The sequence below is a fragment of the Methylobacterium sp. AC433 genome (genome assembly GCF_979253015.1).
Genome location: NZ_CEEDBN010000001.1, coordinates 476,002 through 495,869 on the forward strand (window position 1 = coordinate 476,002; position 19,868 = coordinate 495,869).

A 19,868-nucleotide genomic window follows, 5' to 3' on the forward strand; every position below is an offset into this window, starting at 1 on the left:
CACCCGCACTGGGCCAATGCCATGTTCGGTGCGCGCTATGCGCGGACGGCATCGGGCTCGTGGATGGATCTGGACTGGCTGAAGGACTTCCTCGCGCTGGCGGAGCAGAAGACGTTCTCGCGGGCAGCCGAGGCCCGCAGCGTGACGCAACCGGCCTTCAGCCGGCGTATCCGGGCTCTGGAGGACTGGGTTGGGACGCCCTTGTTCGCCCGGGGTGCGCAGGGCGCAGCGCTGACGCCGGCCGGCGCTCACTTCCGGCCGGCGGCCCAAGAGTTGCTGCGCAGCCTGGAGCGGACGCAGCGCGAAACCCGAGCAGTGGGCGCGTCGGATACGGCGACGCTGTCGATCGCGGCGACCCACGCCTTATCGTTCACGTTCTTTCCGAGTTGGGTCCGCGGGGTGATGCGCACCCGGACGCTTAGCGCCCTCAACCTTATCTCGGACAGCATGGAAGCCTGCGAGCAGATCATGCTGTCGGGTGAAGTGCACTTCCTGCTCTGTCACTTCCACCCGGACGCGCTGACGCGCTTCGAGCCGGGACGTTTCGAGAGCGTGCGCGTCGGCGACGATCGCCTCGTGCCACTCTGTGCGCCCGCAGCGCAAGGCCAGAGCTTATGGTCTTTGCCGGGATCACCGACTGATCCGATCCCTTACCTCGCCTACAGCCAGGCCTCCGGCCTCGGTCGCATTCTCGCGAGTTGCCAAGCCGGAGCACCTCTCCACTTCGCAACCCGCTTCACTTCCCATCTTGCCGCCACGTTGACGACTATGGCGCGCGAGGGGCACGGCGTCGCTTGGCTACCCCAGACGGTAGCGGCGGAGGATCAGGCCCGCGGCCGCCTCGTCCGTGCGGGACCGGAGCCATTCGACGTCCCAATCGAGATCAGACTGTTCCGCTCTCCAGAGTGTCGAAATCATACAGCCGACGAGCTCTGGCACTATCTCTGCGAGCATCTCAATTCGTAATCATTGCAGGCATCTGCAGCGTCCGGTTGAGCTCATCAATCGACGTCCGTTCACAGCAAGCATGTTGATTTGTCGGATCCAGAAACGGACCCGACTTTCACTCTGCCAGCAGCTTCAGTTAGACGTTCAGCCCCTCGAGGCGCGCCACCCAGCCGCCTTCGCCTCGTCCTCCGAGCAGAACATGCGCTCGCCGGCTCAGTCAGAGCGGGAGACGCGAGGAGCAGGATGAGGAAGGCGGTGCCAGGGTGGCATGCAGCCGTTTGGCACGCCGAGCTGCTCGACGACCCGCTACCCCACGGACGACCACATCGCTTCAGCAGGACCGATAACACCTTCGGCTCGCTGCAGGCTGTGTCAGCGTGGCTCGGCGATGCCCAAATCATCGACCTCACACGCAGCTGGACGCAAGAACTAATGTGCCTATAAAATCTTCGCGTAGTTCTATATTGTATATATAATGCATACGCGGTTAAGATGACGGTTCCGTTATTTCGGATATGTGATGTCATGTGGTATTCGAGGTTCTGTAAGCCTAAGAATGGAATTCTCGATGTCTGAAATCGCTGAAACTCAAGTCTTCAGCTTCGCGGGGCTGGCTGTCGATATCGCTGCCGCATACGTGTCGAACAACTCGGTTCGGCCAACCGATCTGCCGGAGCTGATCCGCACTATCCACGCTGCTCTTGGTAACCTTGCCAGCAGCGCTGCAACAACTGCGTCGGAGTCGAAGGTCGAGAAGCTGAGCGCAGCTCAGATCCGCAAGTCGGTGCAGCCGGACGGCATCGTCAGCTTCCTCGACGGCAAGACCTACAAGACCCTGAAGCGTCACCTCGGCGTGCATGGCCTCGATGCGCAGGCGTACCGGCAGCGGTTTGGCCTCCCAGACGACTATCCGATGGTGGCGCCGGCGTACGCGGCGCGCCGCTCCGAACTGGCAAAGGCAATTGGTCTTGGCCGGATCGCCGATCGTGGTGAAGACGAGCAGTCGGCTGCAAAGGGCCGTAAGAAGGCTGCCTGAACCCTCGATCGACGTCTCTGTTCGAAGCCCCGTAGCTTTCACCGGCGCGGGGCTTTGCCATTGCGGATCTCAGCCAGCCGGAGTGCCATCATCGCATTTCTAAATTGCGGGTATCTGCGCGGTGTTTGAGCTTTGCGTCGCTTGCAGATTAGGATCATGGGCGGCCTCTGGAAATGAAGGCGTCCTGTAGGGCGATGGTCCAACATGAGGTAAGAGATCGGCGTCGCGGCCGGACCTTTCGGAGACGTTGGTGAGACCCAAGAGCCGTTTGCGTTACCAGCTGATGCGAAAGCTTGGGCTGAACGTTATTCCGATCAGCCATGTACGACAAAGCGATATAGCAGATAAGATCTGGCTCTCTTTCGGAAAGGATCCCTATTTTTACCTCGAGCCAAAGAACGAGCTGCGTGCCATCTCGAAAGGGTGGGTCTGGGTACAGGCAGATCTCGTCGCAATTGCAGACACGAAATTAGCGCCGGTCCTTTATATCGATGAAGGCCAAGGGTTTTCAGAAGACAAAACCGTGATGCTTCACGTCAGCGACAAGGGCGTCAATGACTTGATCTGCCTTCCTCCTAACGTGGTTCGACTGCGATTGGACCCACTCAAGGATACTGGGTCATTCCAGCTCTCTAGCGTCACCCTAAAGACGACTACCTTACTGACCGTATTACCCTGGACTGCGTACACCGCTTTCGTTGGTTATCTCTCCTCGGAGCAAAGCTTATCACAGGTCATCACGCGCCTCTTTAAGGAAAGCCGTGGAAAAGATGTCAGAGAGCTCTGGCGCGACTTCCTTGCCAGTGCTCGACCGCGCTCGGTGCCGGCCTCCTACACGGCCTGGATCGACAAGGTGGAGACGCCCGGCCGCCGCGACGTGGCGGCCATGCGCGCCGAGATCGAAGGCTTTGGCCTGCGTCCGCGCATCTCCATCGTCATGCCGGTCTACAACACCCCCCATCGCTGGTTGAAGGCCGCCATCGCCTCGGTGCAGGCCCAGGCCTATCCCGACTGGGAACTCTGCCTCTGCGACGACAACTCGCCGGATCCGAAGATCTGGCCGCTGCTCCAGGCCTTCGCCGCCGAGGACCCGCGCATCAAGCTCCACCGCCGCACCACGAACGGGCACATCTCGGCCGCCACGAACGACGCCATGGTGCTGGCGACCGGCCGCTACATGACCCTGATGGACCACGACGATGTGATCCCGGACAATGCGCTCTACGAGTTCGTCCGCATCCTCAACGCCGACGAGACCGTCGACTTCATCTATTCCGACGAGGACAAGATCTCGATCGACGGGGTGCGCTACGATCCGTTCTTCAAGCCGGACTGGTCGCCCGAAGCCCTCGAAGCCTGCATGTATACGGCGCACCTGGCGCTCTACCGCATGGACATCGTGGCGCGGATCGGCGGCTTTCGCGACGAATGCAACGGCGCGCAGGATTACGACTTCGCCCTGCGCTACACCGAGCACGTCCGCAACGTCGTCCACGTGCCGAAGGTGCTCTATCACTGGCGCGCGATCCCGGGCTCCACCGCCCAGACTATGGACAACAAGGACTACGTCATCGCGGCGGCGATCCGCGGCCTCGAGGACCGGGCCCGGCGCACCGGCGCCCTCGACTTCGCCCGCTCCAGCCCCTTCAAGGGCTGCTTCGAGATGCGGCGCAAGCTGACGGAGCGGCCGCGCGTCTCCATCGTGATCCCGACCGCCGGGCGCGACAGCACCGTCGGCGGCCGGACGGTCGATCTCCTCGCCGCCTGCCTCGACAGCGTGGCCGCGACCAGCACCTATCCCGACATCGAGTTCGTGGTGGTGGACAACGGCGATCTGCGCCCCGGCACGGAGGCGGCCCTCGCCCGCCACGGCGCCCGGCGCGTGACCTGGTCTGAGCCGGTCTTCAACGTGGCCGCCAAGATGAACCTCGGCGCGGCCGAAGCCAGCGGCGCGGTGCTGGTCTTCCTCAACGACGACATCGCCGTCATCACCGCCGACTGGATCGAGGCGATGCTGGCGCAGCTGCAGATCCCCGGCGTCGGCGCCGTCGGCCCCAAGCTCCTGTTCGAGACCGGCGAGATCCAGCATGCCGGCGTCTCGATCGTCGACGCGGCTCCTGACCATGTCCGCCGCGGCTATCCCGGCGACGATCCCGGGCACTTCTTCTCCACGGTCGGCAGCCGCAACTACCTCGCGGTGACCGGCGCCTGCGTGATGGTGCGCCGCGCCGATTTCGAGGCCATCGGCGGCTTCGATGCGGGCTTCGCGGTCAATTACAACGACGTCGACCTGTGTCTCCGGCTGCGCGAGCGCGGCCTGCGCAGCGTCTACTGCGCCCAGGCGAGCCTTTACCATTACGAGAGCCGCAACAGGGCCCGCACGGTGGACCCGGCCGAGCACCAGCGCTTTCGCGATCGCTGGGCGGAGAAGCTCCCGCGCGATCCCTATTACGGCGAATGGTTCGAGGCGCTGCCCCCGACCTTCGAGCTCGACCCGGCACGCTTCTGAGATAGGAGTGTTTCACCCATGCTCGGCAAGGATGTTCCGATCATGCTCGTCAGCACAAGCGAGGAGCATTGATCGGCATCCCTACGGACGCACCATTTCACCAGCAGCCGAGGCTACTGCAGATTTCGATGAGGTCTCACTAAATCGGCACTCAGCCCCGCGCAGCACGCCAGCCAGCAGCCTTCGCCTCGTCCTCGGAGCAGAACATGCGTTCGCCAGCCCGATCGTTGACGCGGGTGCGCTCGTAGTCGCGCGAGCCTGGCAGGTGGTAGATCCGCTCGCCGCCGGCCGAGATGTTGCCCTTGATGTTGCAACCGCTAGCTTTACTCGGCGGCGTGACGGTCTCGGGCCGCGCGTGCTCGCCGCCAGCCCGCTTTTCCCGGCGCCATTCGGACGGTTCCTGGAACGTCCCAGCCCAGATGCCCTGGCGCAGCGCCTTCGCCGTGAGCTCGGTGTCGGCGTAGTCCTCGGCATAGCGCCGGTACGCGATGGCGTGGCCCTGGCGGACCATCCAGGCGTTCAGATCCTCGGCTTCGGCTCGGCAGACGGCGACGACCCGGCCATAGCGGTCCGTGTCGCGAGGATCGCAGGACACGAGGCGCTTACCGATGTGGTCGGATAGGGCGAGCGCCGCCGTCTGGCCGCAGCGGTAGTCCTTGCCGGCATCGTCCTTGCAGATCTGCGCGCTCTCGGGCGCGTCGATGCCATGCAGGCGGATCCGCGTGCCGCGGACCTCGAGCGTGTCTCCGTCGACCACTGAAGCGCGACCGACGATTGGGTCAGCCAGAGCGGGGGTGGCGAGAAGCAGGACGAAGAGGTAGGGCCAGGAACGCATTCGGGTGCTGTATCACAGCCCGGGTTGGTAAACCGGTGCTGCCGACCTGATCCCCCAAATGAAGGAAGCGGCCACCGCTCGCCCTGCTACGAGTCATAACCCTCTCCCCCGAGGGGCATCATTGGACTTCCTCACCCGCCCGGAGCAATCCGCGGCGGGCTTTTTCTGTGTTCACGGATCGCGCCGTTTTCGGCGCTAAATCGAACAAAACGACGCACCAGGCATTCACCGGTCATCTGAAACGACTCGGAGAAAGCGGATGCCGCGGTACTTCGTAGATGTTGCATCAGGACGAGACGTCGTCGCGGATGAGGAGGGCACGGTCCTTCCTGATCTGCAGGCGGGTCGCTGCCTTGCCGTGCGTGCGTTGTACGATGTGGCCGTAGAATGCGGATTGGAATGCGATGATCGCACCTTCACCGCCGTCGTGCGTGATGAGGCGGGGGAGACAGCCTACCGCGCGCGCTTGACGCTGACCGAGGATGGTCAAAGCGGCATCTGCTGACAGATAATGAGCGACGTTGCGCGCTTCACCGGCCCGGCTCCGGCCGCTTGCATCATTCCGCATCCTGCATCGTCTTGCCTTATGTCCAAAGAGCTATGCGTCGCAAAAGTACGCAACTATCTGGGAATTAATTACCTGCTGGTCCCTCATTGTGTGCGATAATTTTTTTCACGATATTTCTAATATGCGCTCGTATCGCTGCTGCGCGTTGATCTTCATTCTGAGATTGCGATAGATTTTCAGGCTCCATTATCACTTGCACGATTGCGCCCCCTCCTAAAATATCTAAAGCGAATACAATAATTCTCAGTCTTTGGGACAATATTCAGCGGCATCATCCCTGACAAGATTATTGTTTTGCTACGCACAAGCTGTGTGATCAAGTGATTTTTTAATCCCTGCAGGCTTGAAATTACTTAAATCCCAGAGTTTGATTGGGTAACATTAACGCGCAGGGGAGGCTCGGATTGTCACCACGTTTCTTTTTCGACCTAACAGATGAGCGGACGCTAATACGGGACGAAGAAGGGATTGAGGTTGAAGACGTCGATCAAGCCGTTCAGCAAGCCATAATTGTTATTCAGGAAATGTCTGTAGATGGCAGTTTGGACGGCGCAGGTGCCGACTGGGACCTTAATATAAGAAATGATAAAGGGGTAATTGTTAGAAAAATCAAAATTACTTAGAGGCAGATCTAAGCATTGTATCAATTCGACTAAGCGCTCTTTTTTTTAGATCTGCTGCCTCTCCGGTGCACCGAGCCTCTTCATCTCCGCCGCTTCCCTCTCCCGCGCCAGCGCTCGCATGGCTTCAGCATAGATCCCGACAGCTGAGCCCGGCACGCAGTACCCGGTGCTTGCCTTATCCTCGATTCGATCGGCGAGGGCACGGAGGCCCGCAGGGGCGAGATCAGGGTCCGGCTCAGACGGCCTAGGAAACGGCGGAACGGCCTTACCCTTGCTCACCGGCGCGGCCTCCAAATGTTGTCGCTCTGCTGCTACCTCGCCGAACGTCACGCCACGTCCTCGCGGTCACGTGCACCCGGACGATCAATCCGAACGTCGGTGAACGCCTTGGACAGCACCGCTCGGCCGTTCTGGTCGTAGACTTCGACCCACCAGTCGGACCAATCGAGACGCGTGCCGTGCGCCATGAGGTCGAGGGCGACCCGCTCGGCCTGAAGGCGCACCAGCGCCAGCGTCGGCACCCGCCGGCCGCGCAGATCGGCGACGAGATCGCGCCCATCCGTGCAGTGGAAGCGGTAAAGCCGCGTCGGCATTGGTCTTCTACCCCGCGCTCCACAGGCGTCCACCGCCCTGTTTCCCGACTCGGCCGTTTCGATTGAACCACGCTCTGCGATGCGCTTTGTTCCCGTTGTGTTCTAACAGCAGCCGGATGCGCAATGCAGGCCCAGCCCAACGAACCCCCTGTGGACATCCGCCTGACCGAGGCGGAGACGATCGCGCTCGCCTATCACCGCGCCGCGCGCGGCGACGCCTGGGCTGCCCTCGTGCAGGCCGTCGAGGATGCGTTGGGCGATCTGGCCGAGGCCGAACGCCGGAACGTGCAGCAGCGTCGCCTCGTCTCGAGGGGCTACATCCGGGACGGCGCGATCAGTCCTGGTCCTGGCCGATGAAGCTGCTGCAGATCACGGAGCTTCCGACCCACAGCACCGGTACGGTTCGCATCCCGATCCAAGGCGCCGCGCTATGCGCGGGCTTCCCGTCGCCGGCCGACGACTTTCTGGAAGGTGCGCTTGAGTTGCCGCGCTGGCTTGCGCCGAACCCACCCGCCACTTTCGCCTGGAACATCTCCGGCGACAGCATGCGCGGGGCCGGCATCTTCGACCGCGATCTGGCAGTGGCCGATCGCAGCCTCAAGCCCGGCAACGGCAGCGTCGTTGTGGCGATCGTCGATGGCACGATGAGCCTGAAGCGCCTCGTCATCGAGGGCAACGTCGCGCGGCTCGCCTTCGATAATCCCGACCTACCGGCCTTCGCCGTCGAGGACCTGATCGAGGGCGAGATCTGGGGCGTGGTCCGCTTCTCCATCCGCTGGCATGTGGCGCGTGCCGGGCTGGTGCGATGAGCCGGGCTATCGCGCTGATCGACGGCAACAGCTTCTACTGCTCCTGTGAGCGGGTGTTCGACCCCAAGCTCGCCCGCGTTCCGGTCATCGTGCTCTCGAACAACGACGGCTGCGCCATCGCCCGCACTACCGAGGCCAAGGCGCTCGGAATCAAAATGGGTGACCCTTGGTTCAAGATCCGCCAGCAGTGCCAGCGCGAGGGCGTGCGCGTCTTCTCCTCGAACTACACCCTCTACGGGGACATGAGCGCCCGCACGAACGCGGTCTACCGGGACTTCTCACCGGCCGTGGAGATCTACTCCATCGACGAGAGCTTCCTCGACCTCTCGGACGTGCGCGACCGGGACCGGGTGGCGCTGGCCCGGGACCTGCGAGCCACGGTGCGGGCCTGGACCGGCATCCCGACCTGCGTCGGCATCGGGCCGACGAAGACACTGGCCAAGCTCGCCAATCACATCGCCAAGACGATCCCGGATCTCGACGGCGTCTGCGACCTGACCAACCCGGTGGCCTACGACCACTGGCTCTGCCGGATCTCGGTGGCGGAAGTCTGGGGCATCGGTCGGGCCTCGCTCGCCAAGCTGATCGGCCTCGGGGTCGACACGGTGGCGGATCTACGCGACCTCGACCCGCGCCCGGTCCGGAAAGCCATGACGGTGGTCGGCGAACGCATCATCTACGAGCTGCGTGGGCTCGCCTGCCTGCCGCTCGAACTGATGCCGGCCCAGCGCAAGGGCTGCGCGGTAACCCGCTCGTTCTCCCGGCGCATCACCGAGCGCGAGACCCTGGAGCAGGCGGTTGCCGCGCATGCGACGCGCCTCGGCGAGAAGCTCCGGCGCGGCGGCCTTGGGACCACGCACGTGTCAGTTTTCTACCACACGAGCGAGCATGACCGTGGCGATCCGATGCGCTCGGTCTCGACGACCGTGACGCTGCCGGAGGCCACGAACGACACGATTGCGCTGATCAAGGCAGCGCAGGCCGGCGTGGCGCGGACTTGGCGGGAGGCGCCGGGCGATCGGCCCTGGCGCTACAGCAAGGCCGGCGTCGTCACCACCGACCTGAAGCTACTCGAAGATGCGCCGCGAGCGCTGATCGGTCAGCTCGACCGCGAGCGCAGCGCGCCGCTGATGGCGGCCATGGACGCCTGCAACGCGCGCTTCGGTCGGGGCGCCGTCGTGCCGGCCCGGGCCGGGCTCGCCGAGAAGCGGACCTGGTCGACGAAGTTCGAGATGCGCAGCCCGCGCTATACCACGCAGGTGACGGAACTCCCGACGGCCCATGCTTAACGGAAGCAGAAAGCTCGCGCTCGAGGGCTCAGTTAGCTGGCTGCTCGACCGGCGTGGGCGACCGTAGGAAGATCAGCGCGCCGCCGGCGACTGAAAGGCCGAGCGCGAAGGAGATGATGAGAAAGAACCAGCGAGGCATGCCACCGGATAGCATGCTTCGCTCCGCGGCTTTTGCTCCCACTCACGATTTCTTCGCTGGCTTGGGCGCAGGGGTGTCCTGCTGCCGGACAATCTTCCAGCCTGCCATCACCGCATGTCTCACCACGTCGTGCCCGGTGCTGATGTGTCCGTCGATCCTATAGAGCCCCGCTTTGTCACCTGGGATGGGATCGACGTTTCGGCCGCGCTTTTTCAGGAACGCGGCGGCGGCCTGGATCTCGTCGGGCGTTGGGGCTTGTTGGGTCATGCTCTCTCCGGCCGGGCCAGCAGAATGGCGGTGCGCACGGCGGCGCGGCGCAGGTGCTCGGTGGCATCCTTGTTCGCGACGGTCACCCCCGCTCACTCGTGGCTGCTCACGGCCTCGGTGAGGTCGAGCTGGTAGCCGTCGCCGAACAGGAAGGCGGTCGTGGTCCGATCAGCCATGAAGGCATCGACCGCGGCGACGACGTCCGCTTTGAGGATGGTCTTCGCCTTGTAGAACTCGCCGGTGGTGGGGTTCTCAGCCATGCCGGCGAGATAGGGCGATACGCCGCCGCGTCAGCCTCTCATCCAGGTGACGAAGCTGTCGATAGCCACGCTCGACACCACCATGCAGAGCAGGATGACCGCGATGCGCATCAGCAGGTCCCTATGCCGGCGCCGCTCGTGAGCGGTCTCGTCAGGGGTTAGGCGGTGGTGGAAGGGATCCGGCATCTCAGATCTTCAGCCTATCCGGGCGACCGTCGGTGATGTGCCGGGCGGTCTCGCGTCCGACCTCGAGGAGAAGCGCACGGACCAGGGTCTTGATCATCTCCTGGCCCATGCCTTCGGCGATCTCACCGATAGCCGCCGCATGCGCCCCGATCCGGACGATGGGGGTGACGTCGCCGGTTGATCCTGGCAGGCCCTTGGGCATAGGCGGGGTGATCCGGACGATGCACTCTCAGATTGTATCAAATGAGAGGCCGGATCAATGGTGGAAAATCTACCGTCCGAACTGCCAGATCGGCACTGGGCCATCGGGCCGGCCCGGCTTGTCCCGATAGAACGTCATGTTCCCGAAGCGGATGCGGGTCTCGTCGACCCCGGATACCCGCTCCGCGCTAAGGACCATGGCGCCGCAGAAATCGACCCGGATGGTGCCGATCTCCGGATGTACCCCGAACACGTCAAGCGTCGTCCAGCCGAGGGCCACCGCCTCATCCGCCCATCGGTCGAGGAAGTCGACGCACGCCTCGTGGGCGCCACCCCAGGATTGGAGCGTGAAGCCTGGACACGGGACGACGCTTGGCCGGAGGTTCAGGAAGGCCTCGCGCCAGATTTTCGGATCGGCGGGGACGAGCTTGGTCTTCGGTGAGGCTGACATGAGGTCCGGCGGCTGTTGCAGGCCGGACGGGATAGGGGAGGGGACGGAGGCCGCCTATGCCCGATCCGCAACGACAAGCGTCCATCCTCGCGCGGTGTCTAAGCTCCGCGATCAACCGACCGGTTCATCACCCTCAGGCGCAGCGGCCGCCCAGCGACGGCGCCGCCCAGGCCGTCCGTGATAGAGAGTGGGAAGCAATGCGCAATGCCGCGAAGCACCTCGGCGAGAAACCCTTTCTGATCAGCGTCGTCACCCACGAGCTTCGAATGCGTGATCCGCGGCTGCCCCTGCAGGCTGCCATCGCGCTTGATGCTGAATAGGACCGTGACCTCTGAACCGACGGACCCGGCCGGACCACTGACTGACTGCGAACAAGACCCCAGCCGCTGCCAGAGCCCCGCCAACGTCGATGCCGGCTCCGCGTGGGCGCTGGGAGCGGCCGCGCAGGCGATCAGCAGGGCAAGCATCAGAGGGCGCATTGGATCTGCCGCCGATCAACGACCCTGTGGCTTGGATGGCTGAACCTCACGGAGGGCTTCTCCGAGATCGTCGTCCTCGTCGTCATCGGGTTCCTCGGTCGAGTACCCGTCCTTATCCGGAGCCGACAGTTCCCTCTGTCCACGCGGCTTCCCGTCCAGGCCGAGATCCCGCTCACGCTTGGTACGAGGAGCTTCCCTCGTGCTCGGATCATCGGATGGAGGGGGAAGGGTTTGTGCGTCTGCCTGGATCGCCAGGAGCCAACTGACGCCTGCCAGCGATAGGACGGCGGGTTTCATTGGAATGCTCCGAGGCCGGGGGCGGGCCCAGGGACGGTCCTACACCCTACCTCGCTGCGTGTCCGCTTTGCTGACGGCTGCTGCGGGGGAGGGGGCTTCGAACAGGCAACACCGAGTTCGTACGGGGGGTGTGGTCGGTTGACGCAGCAAGAGACGTCAGCGGTACAAAATGTGCTGCCCGCGTGCTGCCCACGATAATTCGGGGTTAGCCAGCGGAAGGCACCACCGTCCCTAAGTCTATGATATTATGAGGGGAAAGTGGTGCTGCTGGACAGGATTGAACTGTCGACCTCCTCATTACCAATGAGGTGCTCTACCACTGAGCTACAGCAGCCAAATGTCCTGGGTTGCGGCAAGGGCCTTGCGAACCGGACGGACGGGCAATTAGCCGATCATCACTCCCTTGGCAATCGCATCGCAGCGGATTGTATCGGTTTCTGGTGGGCCGGTGACCGAATTCCCACGCGACTGCAGGGCGGAGTAGCGCGGGAGACTCGCCGCATGCCTTACGCGAGGGCGCCGGTTTCGCGCTTGCAGGCGGCCCGGATGATCGCAGCGAGACCCGCCTCCGCCACGGCGTCGGCCGCCTCGGAGGGTTTGAACCAGCGGTCCTCGCGCTGATGGCGCTCCGGCCAGTGCTTGAGCTGCTTGCGCACCTCGAGAGGGAACACCTTCACTTGGCACAGGACCGCATCCCGGCTCTTCAGGCGCTTTTCGTAGAGGTAGAAACCGAGCGGGCGCTTACCGACGCTTCCGAGGAGACCTGCTTCCTCGTAGGCCTCGCGGGCGGCCGCGTCGTAGGGTTTGCGCCCCTTCATCGGCCAGCCCTTCGGGATCACCCAGCGCCGGCTCTCGCGCGAGGTGATGAGCATGACCATGAAGCTGCCATCGGGCATCCGCCGGAACGGCAGTACCCCAACCTGCCGTCGCGGGGCCAGATCCGCGTCGCCCGCATGCGCACTCATCGGTCGAAAACGCGGCATGTCCCGGCAGGTTCGACTGCGACGGGGCCGCCGCCGGAACCGCCACTGACCCGCCGGGCGTACGAACGGGAGACCGATGCCAGGCTCGGGAACCCCGTCGCGATGGCCAGCTGGACCGGTCGATGGTCATTCACGATAGGCTCAATCCCACACAGGTGTGAACGCGGGCACGTCCGCGTCGATGTACGCTTGGCAGGGTCCGGCTTAGCGGGAGCAGCCCGCCAGATACAAGGGAAACTTACCCGGCAAAGTTTCTCGCTCGCGTCGCCGCTGCTGAGGCTTGCCGAAGGAACCATTGGGACGGCCTGCGGCAGCGCCTCATCCGGCCGCGCTGAGATTCTCGATCAGGGCATTCAGATCGGCCCGCATGGCCTGGACCTCCGGCTCCGACATGTTGAGCTGGCACATCACGGACTCACGCACGGCGGTCGCCTCGGCCCGCAGGCTCTGCCCATGCGGCGTCAGCGCGATCTCCACTTCGCGCTCGTCGGAGCGCCGGCGGCTGCGGACGAGGAAGCCAGCGGCCTCCAGGCGCTTCAGCACCGGGGTCAAGGTGCCGGAATCGAGGCGCAGGCGCCGTCCGATCTCCGAGACCGTAATCCCATCCGTTTCCCAGAGCACCAGAAGCACCAGGTATTGCGGATAGGTCAGCCCCATGCGCTCCAGCATCGGGCGGTAGGACTTCGTCATCCGGTGAGCGGCCGCGTAGAGGGCGTAGCAGAGTTGATTGTCGAGGAGCAGCGGATCGGTGAGGGGCGCGGTTGCCTTACGGGGAGCGTCGATCATGCATGCCATGCCACTGAATTCCCGAAGCCCGTGACCCCAGCATCCCGGGGACGAAGGGGAACGCCCCTGGGGACAATCGAGGATAGCGGACGTAGATGGCTCTAGTATATGCCTGTTTCGCCGCAGCGGTAACAGGATCACGGGCTTCCACGGGTCGCCGTCTCGTTCGATCGCGCGTGCGACGAGGCATGACCGCAGCGGCACCCGGCGGATTCAGGCCGCGGCACGCTCCGGCGGATGCTCCACGATCAGCACGACGATGTCGTTCCACCGCGAGACGAAGGCGGCGACGCAATCGGGATCGAAGTGGCTGCCCGCATGCGCCTCGATGTGATGGCGCGCCTGCTCGAGGGACCAGGCCTTCTTGTAGACCCGCTCGGAGATGAGGGCGTCGAATACGTCGGCCACCGCGATAATCCGGCCAGCCAGGGGAATTTCCGTGCGCCTCAAACCCTGAGGATAGCCGTTGCCGTCCCAGCGCTCGTGGTGGGTGAGGGCGATGTCGGAAGCAAGTTGCAGAAGGTGGGACGGGCTGTCGTTGAGCATGCGGTAGCCCCGCAGGGCATGCTGCTTCATCTCCTCGCGCTCGGGCTCGGAGAGGGCGCCCGGCTTCATCAGGATGTGGTCCGGGATGCTGATCTTGCCGATGTCGTGCATGGTCGAGGCGAACGCGATGTCGTTCGCCTCCTCCTCCGACAGGCCGAGACCCTCGGCGATCGCGATCGCGCAGCCCGCGACCCGGGTGAGGTGTCCCCCCGCCTGGTCGTCGCGAAACTCGGCAGCGAGCATCAGGCGGCGGATGATCTCGCGCTCGCGGGCGGCGGCCTCGACGACGGCCCGCTCGACGGTGCGGGCCACCAGGCGGCCTTGATGCTCGGCGGCACGGCGGGCCAGCGAGAGTTCGAGCAGGTTTCCGGCACGGGTCCGCAGATCGAAGGCATCGACCGGATAGGCCATCACATCGGTGGCCCCCGCGGCGACGGCCTCGCGCCGGACCTGTGTCGCCTCCTCGGCCGCGACCAGCAGGATCGGAGTCCGAGCATGCTCGGCCAAGCCACGCACGCGCTCGACCAGGGCCAGGACCGCGCGATGATCCTGCGCGCCCGCCTCGACCAGGATCAGGTCGCAGGCCTGAAGGGACGTCAGATCCTGCGCCGGCCCGATGACTGGGCGGAGCACGCAGGCGAGAGGCGACAGGGCACGCATGAGGTGCAGGGGAGCGGAGCCGGCCACGATGGCGATCAGGGCAGTGCCGGCGTCCGATGCCATCCTTCGGATTCCCGATGCTGGACCTCGTGCGACGCCGTCCGGCGCCGACGGATTCCGATTGCCACGTTTCGACTGTCCCTACCTGCGGTTAAGCAAGACTGAAGGCCCGCGATCCGGAGGGCCGGCCTGCGGATGACTTTTGAGCCCGGAGCCAGCTTTCCCGCGATCCGCCGCTTGTGAAAGCCGGAGCACTCGTGCTAGTCACCGCCCGTCTCATCGAGGCGCCTTCGCGGAGAGGTGGCAGAGCGGTTGAATGCACCGCACTCGAAATGCGGCATGCCTGCAAGGGCATCGGGGGTTCGAATCCCCCCCTCTCCGCCACTTACCTAAGCCAAGCTGCTATTAGTGTTTGGGTTTTAGGATTTGATGAGTAGCCTCCACAGATACCCGCATTTTTAGACGGCTTGTAGTGACCTCGTCCGGCCCAACGAAGGCAGCGCCGTCCCGGCCGTCGTCCGGTAGGGTTGGAGACCACTTGGCTTGGCGGATCAGAACGCCGACCGGCCACACAGCGATGGCGATCGATCCGGTGCTCGGCCTTTTCTGCGATCCGAGAGCCATGCCGATGCTCCGCCCCGGAGCGCAGCATGGTGCGCACCGTGTCCTGTGCGGCAACGATCGTAACCTCGCACATGAAAACGGCGAGGCTTTCGCCCCGCCGCCGGTCGTCTCGACGGGTCGACGCCTCAGTGGCGCGGGCCACCCGAGGTCTGGCCGTACTGCTGGACCACGAAGTTCGGCTGATTGGCGTTGCCTTCCCGGGCCGAGTCATGGCCGTGGCGGTAGACGATCGAGCCGGTGGTGATGGCGTCGTAACGACGGCCCTCGAGACCACCAGGCGCCGTCACAGTAGCGATGCCAGCGGGAGCAGTGTAGCTCTGCGCGAGGGCGGGCGAAGCAATCGCGCTGGCGCTCAGGACAAGAGCAGCGATAGCAGAAGAAAGACGCGTGTTCATGGCACAATCCACTTGGGTTTGCGCGGTCTCCGTCGAATGGCGGTGGGCCGTGACTTGTTCGGTGGCGTTGATCTAGGCCTGCCTTGGCTGGAACGCCGTGCTATTTGGCACGATCCCAGCGACCCGAAATTTTGTGAGCAGGAGTCCGGCGCCATGATCCGTCCACGAACGACCATGCTCTCCTCCGCTGCGCCCCATGCTCCGGAAATCCTCTCCGCGCCGCCTTGGCAGGAAACCATCGTGCCGATCGCCGAAGCGCTGCTGAGCCTCGTTTCGGCCGTTGAGAATGGGCCTACGGCTGGGCCCGCGGTCAAAGCCTTTCAGGCCGCGATCCGCCGGAAGGGTGAGGAAGCTTCGGCAGCGGGTGGGCGCGAAGCCATGGAGGCCGCACTGCGGATCGTTGCCGATGCCGCTCAGGATCGCGCTGAGCGGCGGGAACGCATCATCGGTCAGGCCTGGGTCGATCTGCACGACTGGCCGCTTGAGGGGCGCCAGCCGTGACGTCCTCAGTATCCGTCGTAGAAGCGTCGCGGACGGTCGTAATCGTAGCCGTCGCGGCGGCCATAGCCTTCGCCAAAAGCCCGTCCCTCGTAGAAGCGGCGAGGCCCACCGTAGCCACCATAGCCGTAGCCACGGTCATTCGGGCGGCAACGGCCCCCGGATTGGGATGGAAACCGGGGCCGCAGCCGCCGGCCACGAACTCGATCGCGGCCTCGCCGTGGACCACTTCGGAGGGGTCGAACGACAGGGGAGCGGCCTGCGCGGAGGTCGCCAGACCAAGTCCGGCGGCCATCACAGCGGCTATCCCGAAGACCTTCACGCGCACCATGACCTGAACCTCGTTGGCGCCCGATCCCGGCTCAATCCCGACCGGCGCGATCAGAGGCTGCGCCTGACCTGCTGAACCGCTCCTGACGCCTGCCGCGGCGTTCCGTTCAGGCAGGGGCAGGCCGTGATGGGCAGGTGTTCCCGGGAGCCGGACGCGCGAGCCTGACACCACGGGCCTCCTGGACCCGCGAGGCACTTCGGTCGCTCCCGCCCGCACCATTCCGGCGATGGTCACCGGCCAGCGGGATACCGCGGCTGAGCGCCTCGCACGATGAGATTTCGAGCCCGCGGCGGTCAGCAGAGGGACGTCGGCCGATTTTCGACCCAAATGCTATTTTCTTGGAACCAATGGGTCATTCGGAAGTCTCGAGACCCGCCAATCATATGGTTAGTAAAAATATAATACTTTCTCTCGAGGATCTGGAGCTTCATCAATCTGATCCGAGTGTTGCGCGTCTGCACTAGTGCTCAGGTCTGCCCTTTCTGTAAGGTCTCCTCATACCGCACCACGAGTTCCCAGGCAGACCCACCATGATCAAGAAGCTCATCCTCGCCAGCGCCGCGACCGCTCTCCTTGCTGGCGCCGCTTCGGCCGCCGACCTGCCGCGCCGCGCTGCGCCGCCGGTCTTCGTGCCGGTGCCGGTGTTCACCTGGACCGGCTTCTACGCCGGTTTCAACGCCGGTTACGGCTTCGACGCCAGCGACCGCGGCACCAACGTCTACAACAACGTGTTCCCGAACCTCGTTCGCGGTGGCGCAGCCCTGCTGCCGGGCGCCGGTGGCCCGTCGCAGGTCGCCTACTCGAACAACTCCAACGAGGGTTTCACGGGCGGCGGTCAGATCGGCTACAACTACCAGTTCACCCCGGGCTCGGGCGTGGTCGTCGGTATCGAAGCTGACGCCCAGTATGTCGACTTCGGCCGCAGCCGGAACAACTTCGTCCTGACCCCCGGCTTCGCGCCCGTCGCCGGCGTCACCTTCGTCGATCCGCGCGGCACCGCCAGCCTCGACTACTTCGGCACCGTGCGCGGCCGCATCGGTTACGCCTTCGATCGCGTCCTGTTCTACGGCACCGGCGGCTTCGCCTACGGCGCCGGCAGCAACGAGCGCTCCTTCGGCGGCTTCCGCGGCAACGACGACTTCCGCACCGGCTACGCCGCTGGCGGCGGCATCGAGTACGCCCTCCCGACCGACTCCTTCCTGAACTTCTTCCGCTCCTCGGCCGTCACGCTCAAGGTCGAAGGCCTGTACGTGAACCTCGAGAACAACAACCGCAACGCCGGCGTCTACGCCTTCGACACCAACGGCGTCCTCTACCGTCAGCCCGGCTTCACCAACCGCAACAGCGGCGCCGAGTTCGCCGTCGTCCGCGCCGGCCTGAACTACAAGTTCGGCTCGTACTAGGATCGACGGGACTTTTAGGTTCGGCCTAAGCGTCCCCAGCCCCGATCACCTGGCCGCTTTCGTCGTAACGCGCCTCGAGGAGAAATCCTCGGGGCGCTTTCCTTTGGTTGAACCTCGAGCCTTGGCGATCCGGGCCAGAGCAGGAACCAGCCGAGTCGACTCATAGGCTTCCTGCAAACCGAGGCCGTCACACGCTCAGCCGCATGACCCGGCGCTCGAAGAAGAGGGCTTGACGGCCGATGCCATGGGCTCTGCGCCCCTGCTTCAGGCGGTTCCTCTGGCTCGCGCTTGGTCGATGGATATCGAACAGGGTCCGCAGACCATCGCCGCCGCGGACCGGGACGAGCCAGAAGCGCCGGGTTCGGTCGACCCAGGGTCGATGCGGTGATGTGGGATTGCCCCTGGTGCCAGTGAGGACCTGCCGCCGCAGAGCGAACTCTCGCCGCCACGGCGGTTCACGGACGGTCGAGGCGCTACAAGCCTTTGTCGGCGCTCTCCTTTGCAAGCCGAAGGGCTTTGAGACGCACCGTCTTGTCCTCGACGGCCTGCTGGGTCGCGTCGTAATCGGCTCGGGCCTCGCCTCCGGCACGAGCCTTTTCCAGATGCTTGGCGGCTTTCGTCTCGCGACGATCCTGAGCGCCGCTGTCGGCGCTCGTCATGCTGATGTCCCTCGTCGAGCCCCACGGCCGCCGATTTTCAACGCGGCTTCGGTTGGCCATTCGTGGTCCAGCCGTGTGCCTGGATCGCCTTCGCCAGCTTGCCCTGCATCTCGGGCATCACGGACTGCATCCACTGCTGTGTTCCAGCCAATTGCGCTTGGGCAAGCTGCGGCTGCGCCGTGACCAGCCGCTTGCCGGCCGGTGTCGCATAGAAGGCCGCGATCGCCTGCAGGTCGTCCTTCCCGAGCGCTGAGGCGAAGCTCCGAGCCTGGATGTCGAGAAGCTCGTCGTAATGCGCGGTCAGGGTCGGCATCACGACCTCCTGCACGAGGACCTGCGCCTGGTCCTGCTGCTTGATCCCGATCTGCTGCATCATCCCGACCATGGGCGCAGCGATCGCGCTCAGCAGGGCCGTGCGATCGCCCTGCATCTGCATGACCACCTCTCGGGCCGCCTTCAAGGTGGCCGGGTCGGATACGGCGGTCGGTGCCGTGGGCGCAGGCGCAGGCTGAGCCATCGCCGCGCAGGGCAGGACGACACCGAGCCAGAGGTTGGCAAGAAGACGGGGGATTCGCATGTCTGTTCCGATCACCGGGACCGCGCGATCCAAGCGGCGCGGCTCAGAGGCGCTGCTAACACACTTCCATGTCAGATCTGCCCAGGCTGACAGCCGTAAGGTGGCACTGCGTGGGGAAACCTGTCCTTGATGCGGTCGCAGCCCCAAAAGCGCAGGAACTCGGGCAGGCGCCGGTTCACCTCAATGCCGACTTCATCGTAGGGCGAGGCACCGGCCGTCACGTAGCTGTACCAGCGCCAGCCGATTGTCCCGAAGCCCGCGACGAGGATCGCGAAGGCCACCGTCAGAGCCAGGGCCGTTCGCGACTGAGGGCGCTGTGCTTCGCTTGCCATGTCGGACTCCTCCCGTTTTTCGGCACCATCCGGCGCCTCATGAGCGAGGAAGCGGCAGAGGCCAAGCTCAATCCGCGTCACGGCTCGCGCCGAACTGCCGTGGGGTTGCGTCGTCATCCCTCCTCCGAGATTGACGGCCGAGAAATGGATTGCCGAGACGGTCCACCTGCGCGGCAAGCCGGTTCCGTCAGGTCTGGCCGCACAGGCCGGCCCGTGCAGCGGAAAGTATGACGGATCGCAGCGCGACCATCGCTTCATGGCCGCGGATCTCTCAGAGCCAGTATCGCGGTTGCGACACCAGTCCCGGGCCAGGAAGGCGGGGAATGGGAGAACGACGGCGAAGGAGATCCGATCGAGCACCTGCGGCATGGCGGGATTCTCCCCAGCAGGCGTGTCCTCCACCTCTACAACATCGCGCCCAAGTTCCCCGTTGGTCACATCCCGCTGTCTCCGACAGGGTAAGGCTAATTTCTGCAAAATCCGTGATGGATGGAACGACGGATACCTGCCAATCTCAGGGATCAAAGAGGACTCAGGCCGCGTTCACTGACGATCCCCGCTCTCGGCAGGAGGGTCGTCATGGG

Annotated in this window: 26 protein-coding genes, 2 tRNA genes and 1 pseudogene; 13 read left to right on the forward strand and 16 right to left on the reverse strand. The window is 64.5% G+C overall.

The window, feature by feature from the left end; genetic code table 11:
• Window positions 1-21: 21 nt before the first annotated feature.
• The 3 genes from AC0IWM_RS02270 to AC0IWM_RS02280 all read left to right on the forward strand — a co-directional run bounded on the left by AC0IWM_RS02270 (window position 22) and on the right by AC0IWM_RS02280 (window position 4,493).
• Complete coding sequence (locus tag AC0IWM_RS02270) at window positions 22-966, forward strand: LysR family transcriptional regulator (protein WP_471752872.1); 945 nt, start codon at window positions 22-24, stop codon at window positions 964-966.
• 550 nt (window positions 967-1,516) lie between these two features.
• A complete protein-coding gene (locus AC0IWM_RS02275; protein WP_471752873.1) occupies window positions 1,517-1,984 on the forward strand; it encodes a Ros/MucR family transcriptional regulator in 468 nt (155 codons plus the stop codon).
• 820 nt (window positions 1,985-2,804) lie between these two features.
• Complete coding sequence (locus tag AC0IWM_RS02280; RefSeq protein WP_471752874.1) at window positions 2,805-4,493, forward strand: glycosyltransferase family 2 protein; 1,689 nt, start codon at window positions 2,805-2,807, stop codon at window positions 4,491-4,493.
• 151 nt (window positions 4,494-4,644) lie between these two features.
• Here AC0IWM_RS02280 and AC0IWM_RS02285 read toward each other — a convergent pair whose 3' ends face one another.
• The gene (locus tag AC0IWM_RS02285; protein ID WP_471752875.1) at window positions 4,645-5,328 is read right to left on the reverse strand and encodes a thermonuclease family protein; all 684 of its coding nucleotides are present in this window, start codon (window positions 5,326-5,328) and stop codon (window positions 4,645-4,647) included.
• Window positions 5,329-5,587: 259 nt separating this feature from the next.
• Between AC0IWM_RS02285 and AC0IWM_RS02290 the strand changes: the two genes are divergently transcribed.
• Window positions 5,588-5,833 carry a DUF6894 family protein gene (locus tag AC0IWM_RS02290; protein ID WP_471752876.1) on the forward strand — a complete coding sequence of 82 codons (246 nt, stop codon included), beginning with the start codon at window positions 5,588-5,590 and terminating at the stop codon, window positions 5,831-5,833.
• A 467-nt stretch (window positions 5,834-6,300) separates the two neighbouring features.
• Entirely contained in the window at window positions 6,301-6,519 is a 219-nt protein-coding gene (locus AC0IWM_RS02295; RefSeq protein WP_471752877.1) for a DUF6894 family protein, read from the forward strand.
• A gap of 326 nt (window positions 6,520-6,845) precedes the next feature.
• Here the strand turns inward: AC0IWM_RS02295 and AC0IWM_RS02300 are convergent, their stop codons facing one another.
• Window positions 6,846-7,112, reverse strand: a complete 267-nt coding sequence (locus AC0IWM_RS02300) for a DUF6894 family protein (RefSeq protein WP_471752878.1) — start codon at window positions 7,110-7,112, stop codon at window positions 6,846-6,848.
• A gap of 150 nt (window positions 7,113-7,262) precedes the next feature.
• Between AC0IWM_RS02300 and AC0IWM_RS02305 the strand changes: the two genes are divergently transcribed.
• From AC0IWM_RS02305 to AC0IWM_RS02315, 3 genes are read left to right on the forward strand one after another with little or no spacing between them, the layout of a single operon-like run.
• Window positions 7,263-7,469 (forward strand): hypothetical protein, encoded by a 207-nt coding sequence (locus tag AC0IWM_RS02305; RefSeq protein WP_471752879.1) that lies wholly within the window; start codon window positions 7,263-7,265, stop codon window positions 7,467-7,469.
• Window positions 7,466-7,921 carry a LexA family protein gene (locus AC0IWM_RS02310; protein WP_471752880.1) on the forward strand — a complete coding sequence of 152 codons (456 nt, stop codon included), beginning with the start codon at window positions 7,466-7,468 and terminating at the stop codon, window positions 7,919-7,921. Before AC0IWM_RS02305 ends, AC0IWM_RS02310 begins: the two co-directional genes overlap by 4 nt.
• Window positions 7,918-9,210, forward strand: coding sequence for a Y-family DNA polymerase (locus tag AC0IWM_RS02315; protein ID WP_471752881.1), 1,293 nt, complete (start codon window positions 7,918-7,920; stop codon window positions 9,208-9,210). The genes AC0IWM_RS02310 and AC0IWM_RS02315 overlap by 4 nt, the downstream gene beginning before the upstream one ends.
• Before the next feature lie 181 nt (window positions 9,211-9,391).
• On the opposite strand, the gene AC0IWM_RS02320 is transcribed toward AC0IWM_RS02315, so the two are convergent.
• From AC0IWM_RS02320 to AC0IWM_RS02340, 5 genes are all read right to left on the reverse strand, one after another.
• Entirely contained in the window at window positions 9,392-9,616 is a 225-nt protein-coding gene (locus AC0IWM_RS02320; protein WP_471752882.1) for a hypothetical protein, read from the reverse strand.
• 92 nt (window positions 9,617-9,708) lie between these two features.
• Window positions 9,709-9,876, reverse strand: coding sequence for a hypothetical protein (locus AC0IWM_RS02325; RefSeq protein WP_471752883.1), 168 nt, complete (start codon window positions 9,874-9,876; stop codon window positions 9,709-9,711).
• Between the two features lie 30 nt (window positions 9,877-9,906).
• Complete coding sequence (locus AC0IWM_RS02330; protein WP_471752884.1) at window positions 9,907-10,062, reverse strand: hypothetical protein; 156 nt, start codon at window positions 10,060-10,062, stop codon at window positions 9,907-9,909.
• A gap of 1 nt (window position 10,063) precedes the next feature.
• Window positions 10,064-10,264 (reverse strand): hypothetical protein, encoded by a 201-nt coding sequence (locus tag AC0IWM_RS02335; RefSeq protein ID WP_471752885.1) that lies wholly within the window; start codon window positions 10,262-10,264, stop codon window positions 10,064-10,066.
• A gap of 69 nt (window positions 10,265-10,333) precedes the next feature.
• On the reverse strand, window positions 10,334-10,714 hold the full coding sequence (locus AC0IWM_RS02340; RefSeq protein ID WP_471752886.1) for a hypothetical protein: 381 nt from the start codon (window positions 10,712-10,714) through the stop codon (window positions 10,334-10,336).
• Between the two features lie 56 nt (window positions 10,715-10,770).
• Here AC0IWM_RS02340 and AC0IWM_RS02345 point away from each other — a divergent pair, with 56 nt between their 5' ends.
• Window positions 10,771-11,034 (forward strand): hypothetical protein, encoded by a 264-nt coding sequence (locus tag AC0IWM_RS02345; protein ID WP_471752887.1) that lies wholly within the window; start codon window positions 10,771-10,773, stop codon window positions 11,032-11,034.
• 715 nt (window positions 11,035-11,749) lie between these two features.
• Here the strand turns inward: AC0IWM_RS02345 and AC0IWM_RS02350 are convergent.
• The 4 genes from AC0IWM_RS02350 to AC0IWM_RS02365 all read right to left on the reverse strand — a co-directional run bounded on the left by AC0IWM_RS02350 (window position 11,750) and on the right by AC0IWM_RS02365 (window position 14,528).
• Window positions 11,750-11,824, reverse strand: a tRNA-Thr gene (locus AC0IWM_RS02350).
• 172 nt (window positions 11,825-11,996) lie between these two features.
• Window positions 11,997-12,455, reverse strand: a complete 459-nt coding sequence (locus AC0IWM_RS02355; protein ID WP_056473146.1) for an NUDIX hydrolase — start codon at window positions 12,453-12,455, stop codon at window positions 11,997-11,999.
• A gap of 336 nt (window positions 12,456-12,791) precedes the next feature.
• Complete coding sequence (locus AC0IWM_RS02360) at window positions 12,792-13,259, reverse strand: MarR family winged helix-turn-helix transcriptional regulator (protein WP_471753097.1); 468 nt, start codon at window positions 13,257-13,259, stop codon at window positions 12,792-12,794.
• 213 nt (window positions 13,260-13,472) lie between these two features.
• Window positions 13,473-14,528, reverse strand: coding sequence for an HD-GYP domain-containing protein (locus AC0IWM_RS02365; RefSeq protein WP_471752888.1), 1,056 nt, complete (start codon window positions 14,526-14,528; stop codon window positions 13,473-13,475).
• A gap of 231 nt (window positions 14,529-14,759) precedes the next feature.
• Here AC0IWM_RS02365 and AC0IWM_RS02370 point away from each other — a divergent pair.
• Window positions 14,760-14,849, forward strand: a tRNA-Ser gene (locus AC0IWM_RS02370).
• A gap of 365 nt (window positions 14,850-15,214) precedes the next feature.
• Here the strand turns inward: AC0IWM_RS02370 and AC0IWM_RS02375 are convergent.
• The gene (locus AC0IWM_RS02375; protein WP_471752889.1) at window positions 15,215-15,484 is read right to left on the reverse strand and encodes a hypothetical protein; all 270 of its coding nucleotides are present in this window, start codon (window positions 15,482-15,484) and stop codon (window positions 15,215-15,217) included.
• Between the two features lie 153 nt (window positions 15,485-15,637).
• Here AC0IWM_RS02375 and AC0IWM_RS02380 point away from each other — a divergent pair, with 153 nt between their 5' ends.
• Window positions 15,638-15,985, forward strand: a complete 348-nt coding sequence (locus AC0IWM_RS02380) for a hypothetical protein (protein WP_471752890.1) — start codon at window positions 15,638-15,640, stop codon at window positions 15,983-15,985.
• A gap of 5 nt (window positions 15,986-15,990) precedes the next feature.
• Here the strand turns inward: AC0IWM_RS02380 and AC0IWM_RS02385 are convergent.
• Window positions 15,991-16,259: pseudogene (locus AC0IWM_RS02385) on the reverse strand (GCG_CRPN prefix-to-repeats domain-containing protein).
• On the opposite strand from AC0IWM_RS02385, the gene AC0IWM_RS02390 reads away from it, so the two are divergent.
• The gene (locus AC0IWM_RS02390; protein ID WP_471753110.1) at window positions 16,152-16,388 is read left to right on the forward strand and encodes a hypothetical protein; all 237 of its coding nucleotides are present in this window, start codon (window positions 16,152-16,154) and stop codon (window positions 16,386-16,388) included. The pseudogene AC0IWM_RS02385 and the gene AC0IWM_RS02390 overlap by 108 nt on opposite strands.
• Before the next feature lie 455 nt (window positions 16,389-16,843).
• On the forward strand, window positions 16,844-17,716 hold the full coding sequence (locus AC0IWM_RS02395) for an outer membrane protein (RefSeq protein WP_471752891.1): 873 nt from the start codon (window positions 16,844-16,846) through the stop codon (window positions 17,714-17,716).
• A 473-nt stretch (window positions 17,717-18,189) separates the two neighbouring features.
• Here AC0IWM_RS02395 and AC0IWM_RS02400 read toward each other — a convergent pair whose 3' ends face one another.
• Genes AC0IWM_RS02400 through AC0IWM_RS02410 form a run of 3 tightly spaced genes read right to left on the reverse strand, consistent with a single transcriptional unit; the run spans window position 18,190 to window position 19,653 of the window.
• Window positions 18,190-18,375 carry a hypothetical protein gene (locus AC0IWM_RS02400; protein WP_471752892.1) on the reverse strand — a complete coding sequence of 62 codons (186 nt, stop codon included), beginning with the start codon at window positions 18,373-18,375 and terminating at the stop codon, window positions 18,190-18,192.
• Window positions 18,376-18,412: 37 nt separating this feature from the next.
• Window positions 18,413-18,985 carry a DUF2059 domain-containing protein gene (locus tag AC0IWM_RS02405; protein WP_471752893.1) on the reverse strand — a complete coding sequence of 191 codons (573 nt, stop codon included), beginning with the start codon at window positions 18,983-18,985 and terminating at the stop codon, window positions 18,413-18,415.
• 38 nt (window positions 18,986-19,023) lie between these two features.
• Entirely contained in the window at window positions 19,024-19,653 is a 630-nt protein-coding gene (locus tag AC0IWM_RS02410; protein WP_471752894.1) for a hypothetical protein, read from the reverse strand.
• Window positions 19,654-19,868 lie beyond the last annotated feature (215 nt).

What these genes read in the sequence shown, in the direction of transcription:
- AC0IWM_RS02310 (WP_471752880.1), top strand. Translation starts at nt 7,466, where the DNA reads ATGAAGCTGCTGCAGATCACGGAGCTTCCGACCCACAGCACCGGTACG.
- AC0IWM_RS02355 (WP_056473146.1), bottom strand. Translation starts at nt 12,455, where the DNA reads ATGAGTGCGCATGCGGGCGACGCGGATCTGGCCCCGCGACGGCAGGTT.
- AC0IWM_RS02390 (WP_471753110.1), top strand. Translation starts at nt 16,152, where the DNA reads ATGGAAACCGGGGCCGCAGCCGCCGGCCACGAACTCGATCGCGGCCTC.
- AC0IWM_RS02375 (WP_471752889.1), bottom strand. Translation starts at nt 15,484, where the DNA reads ATGAACACGCGTCTTTCTTCTGCTATCGCTGCTCTTGTCCTGAGCGCC.
- AC0IWM_RS02285 (WP_471752875.1), bottom strand. Translation starts at nt 5,328, where the DNA reads ATGCGTTCCTGGCCCTACCTCTTCGTCCTGCTTCTCGCCACCCCCGCT.
- AC0IWM_RS02400 (WP_471752892.1), bottom strand. Translation starts at nt 18,375, where the DNA reads ATGACGAGCGCCGACAGCGGCGCTCAGGATCGTCGCGAGACGAAAGCC.
- AC0IWM_RS02325 (WP_471752883.1), bottom strand. Translation starts at nt 9,876, where the DNA reads ATGGCTGAGAACCCCACCACCGGCGAGTTCTACAAGGCGAAGACCATC.
- AC0IWM_RS02290 (WP_471752876.1), top strand. Translation starts at nt 5,588, where the DNA reads ATGCCGCGGTACTTCGTAGATGTTGCATCAGGACGAGACGTCGTCGCG.
- AC0IWM_RS02300 (WP_471752878.1), bottom strand. Translation starts at nt 7,112, where the DNA reads ATGCCGACGCGGCTTTACCGCTTCCACTGCACGGATGGGCGCGATCTC.
- AC0IWM_RS02335 (WP_471752885.1), bottom strand. Translation starts at nt 10,264, where the DNA reads ATGCCCAAGGGCCTGCCAGGATCAACCGGCGACGTCACCCCCATCGTC.
- AC0IWM_RS02395 (WP_471752891.1), top strand. Translation starts at nt 16,844, where the DNA reads ATGATCAAGAAGCTCATCCTCGCCAGCGCCGCGACCGCTCTCCTTGCT.
- AC0IWM_RS02275 (WP_471752873.1), top strand. Translation starts at nt 1,517, where the DNA reads ATGTCTGAAATCGCTGAAACTCAAGTCTTCAGCTTCGCGGGGCTGGCT.
- AC0IWM_RS02365 (WP_471752888.1), bottom strand. Translation starts at nt 14,528, where the DNA reads ATGGCATCGGACGCCGGCACTGCCCTGATCGCCATCGTGGCCGGCTCC.
- AC0IWM_RS02315 (WP_471752881.1), top strand. Translation starts at nt 7,918, where the DNA reads ATGAGCCGGGCTATCGCGCTGATCGACGGCAACAGCTTCTACTGCTCC.
- AC0IWM_RS02330 (WP_471752884.1), bottom strand. Translation starts at nt 10,062, where the DNA reads ATGCCGGATCCCTTCCACCACCGCCTAACCCCTGACGAGACCGCTCAC.
- AC0IWM_RS02270 (WP_471752872.1), top strand. Translation starts at nt 22, where the DNA reads ATGTTCGGTGCGCGCTATGCGCGGACGGCATCGGGCTCGTGGATGGAT.
- AC0IWM_RS02360 (WP_471753097.1), bottom strand. Translation starts at nt 13,259, where the DNA reads ATGATCGACGCTCCCCGTAAGGCAACCGCGCCCCTCACCGATCCGCTG.
- AC0IWM_RS02410 (WP_471752894.1), bottom strand. Translation starts at nt 19,653, where the DNA reads ATGCCGCAGGTGCTCGATCGGATCTCCTTCGCCGTCGTTCTCCCATTC.
- AC0IWM_RS02345 (WP_471752887.1), top strand. Translation starts at nt 10,771, where the DNA reads ATGCCCGATCCGCAACGACAAGCGTCCATCCTCGCGCGGTGTCTAAGC.
- AC0IWM_RS02320 (WP_471752882.1), bottom strand. Translation starts at nt 9,616, where the DNA reads ATGACCCAACAAGCCCCAACGCCCGACGAGATCCAGGCCGCCGCCGCG.
- AC0IWM_RS02380 (WP_471752890.1), top strand. Translation starts at nt 15,638, where the DNA reads ATGATCCGTCCACGAACGACCATGCTCTCCTCCGCTGCGCCCCATGCT.
- AC0IWM_RS02340 (WP_471752886.1), bottom strand. Translation starts at nt 10,714, where the DNA reads ATGTCAGCCTCACCGAAGACCAAGCTCGTCCCCGCCGATCCGAAAATC.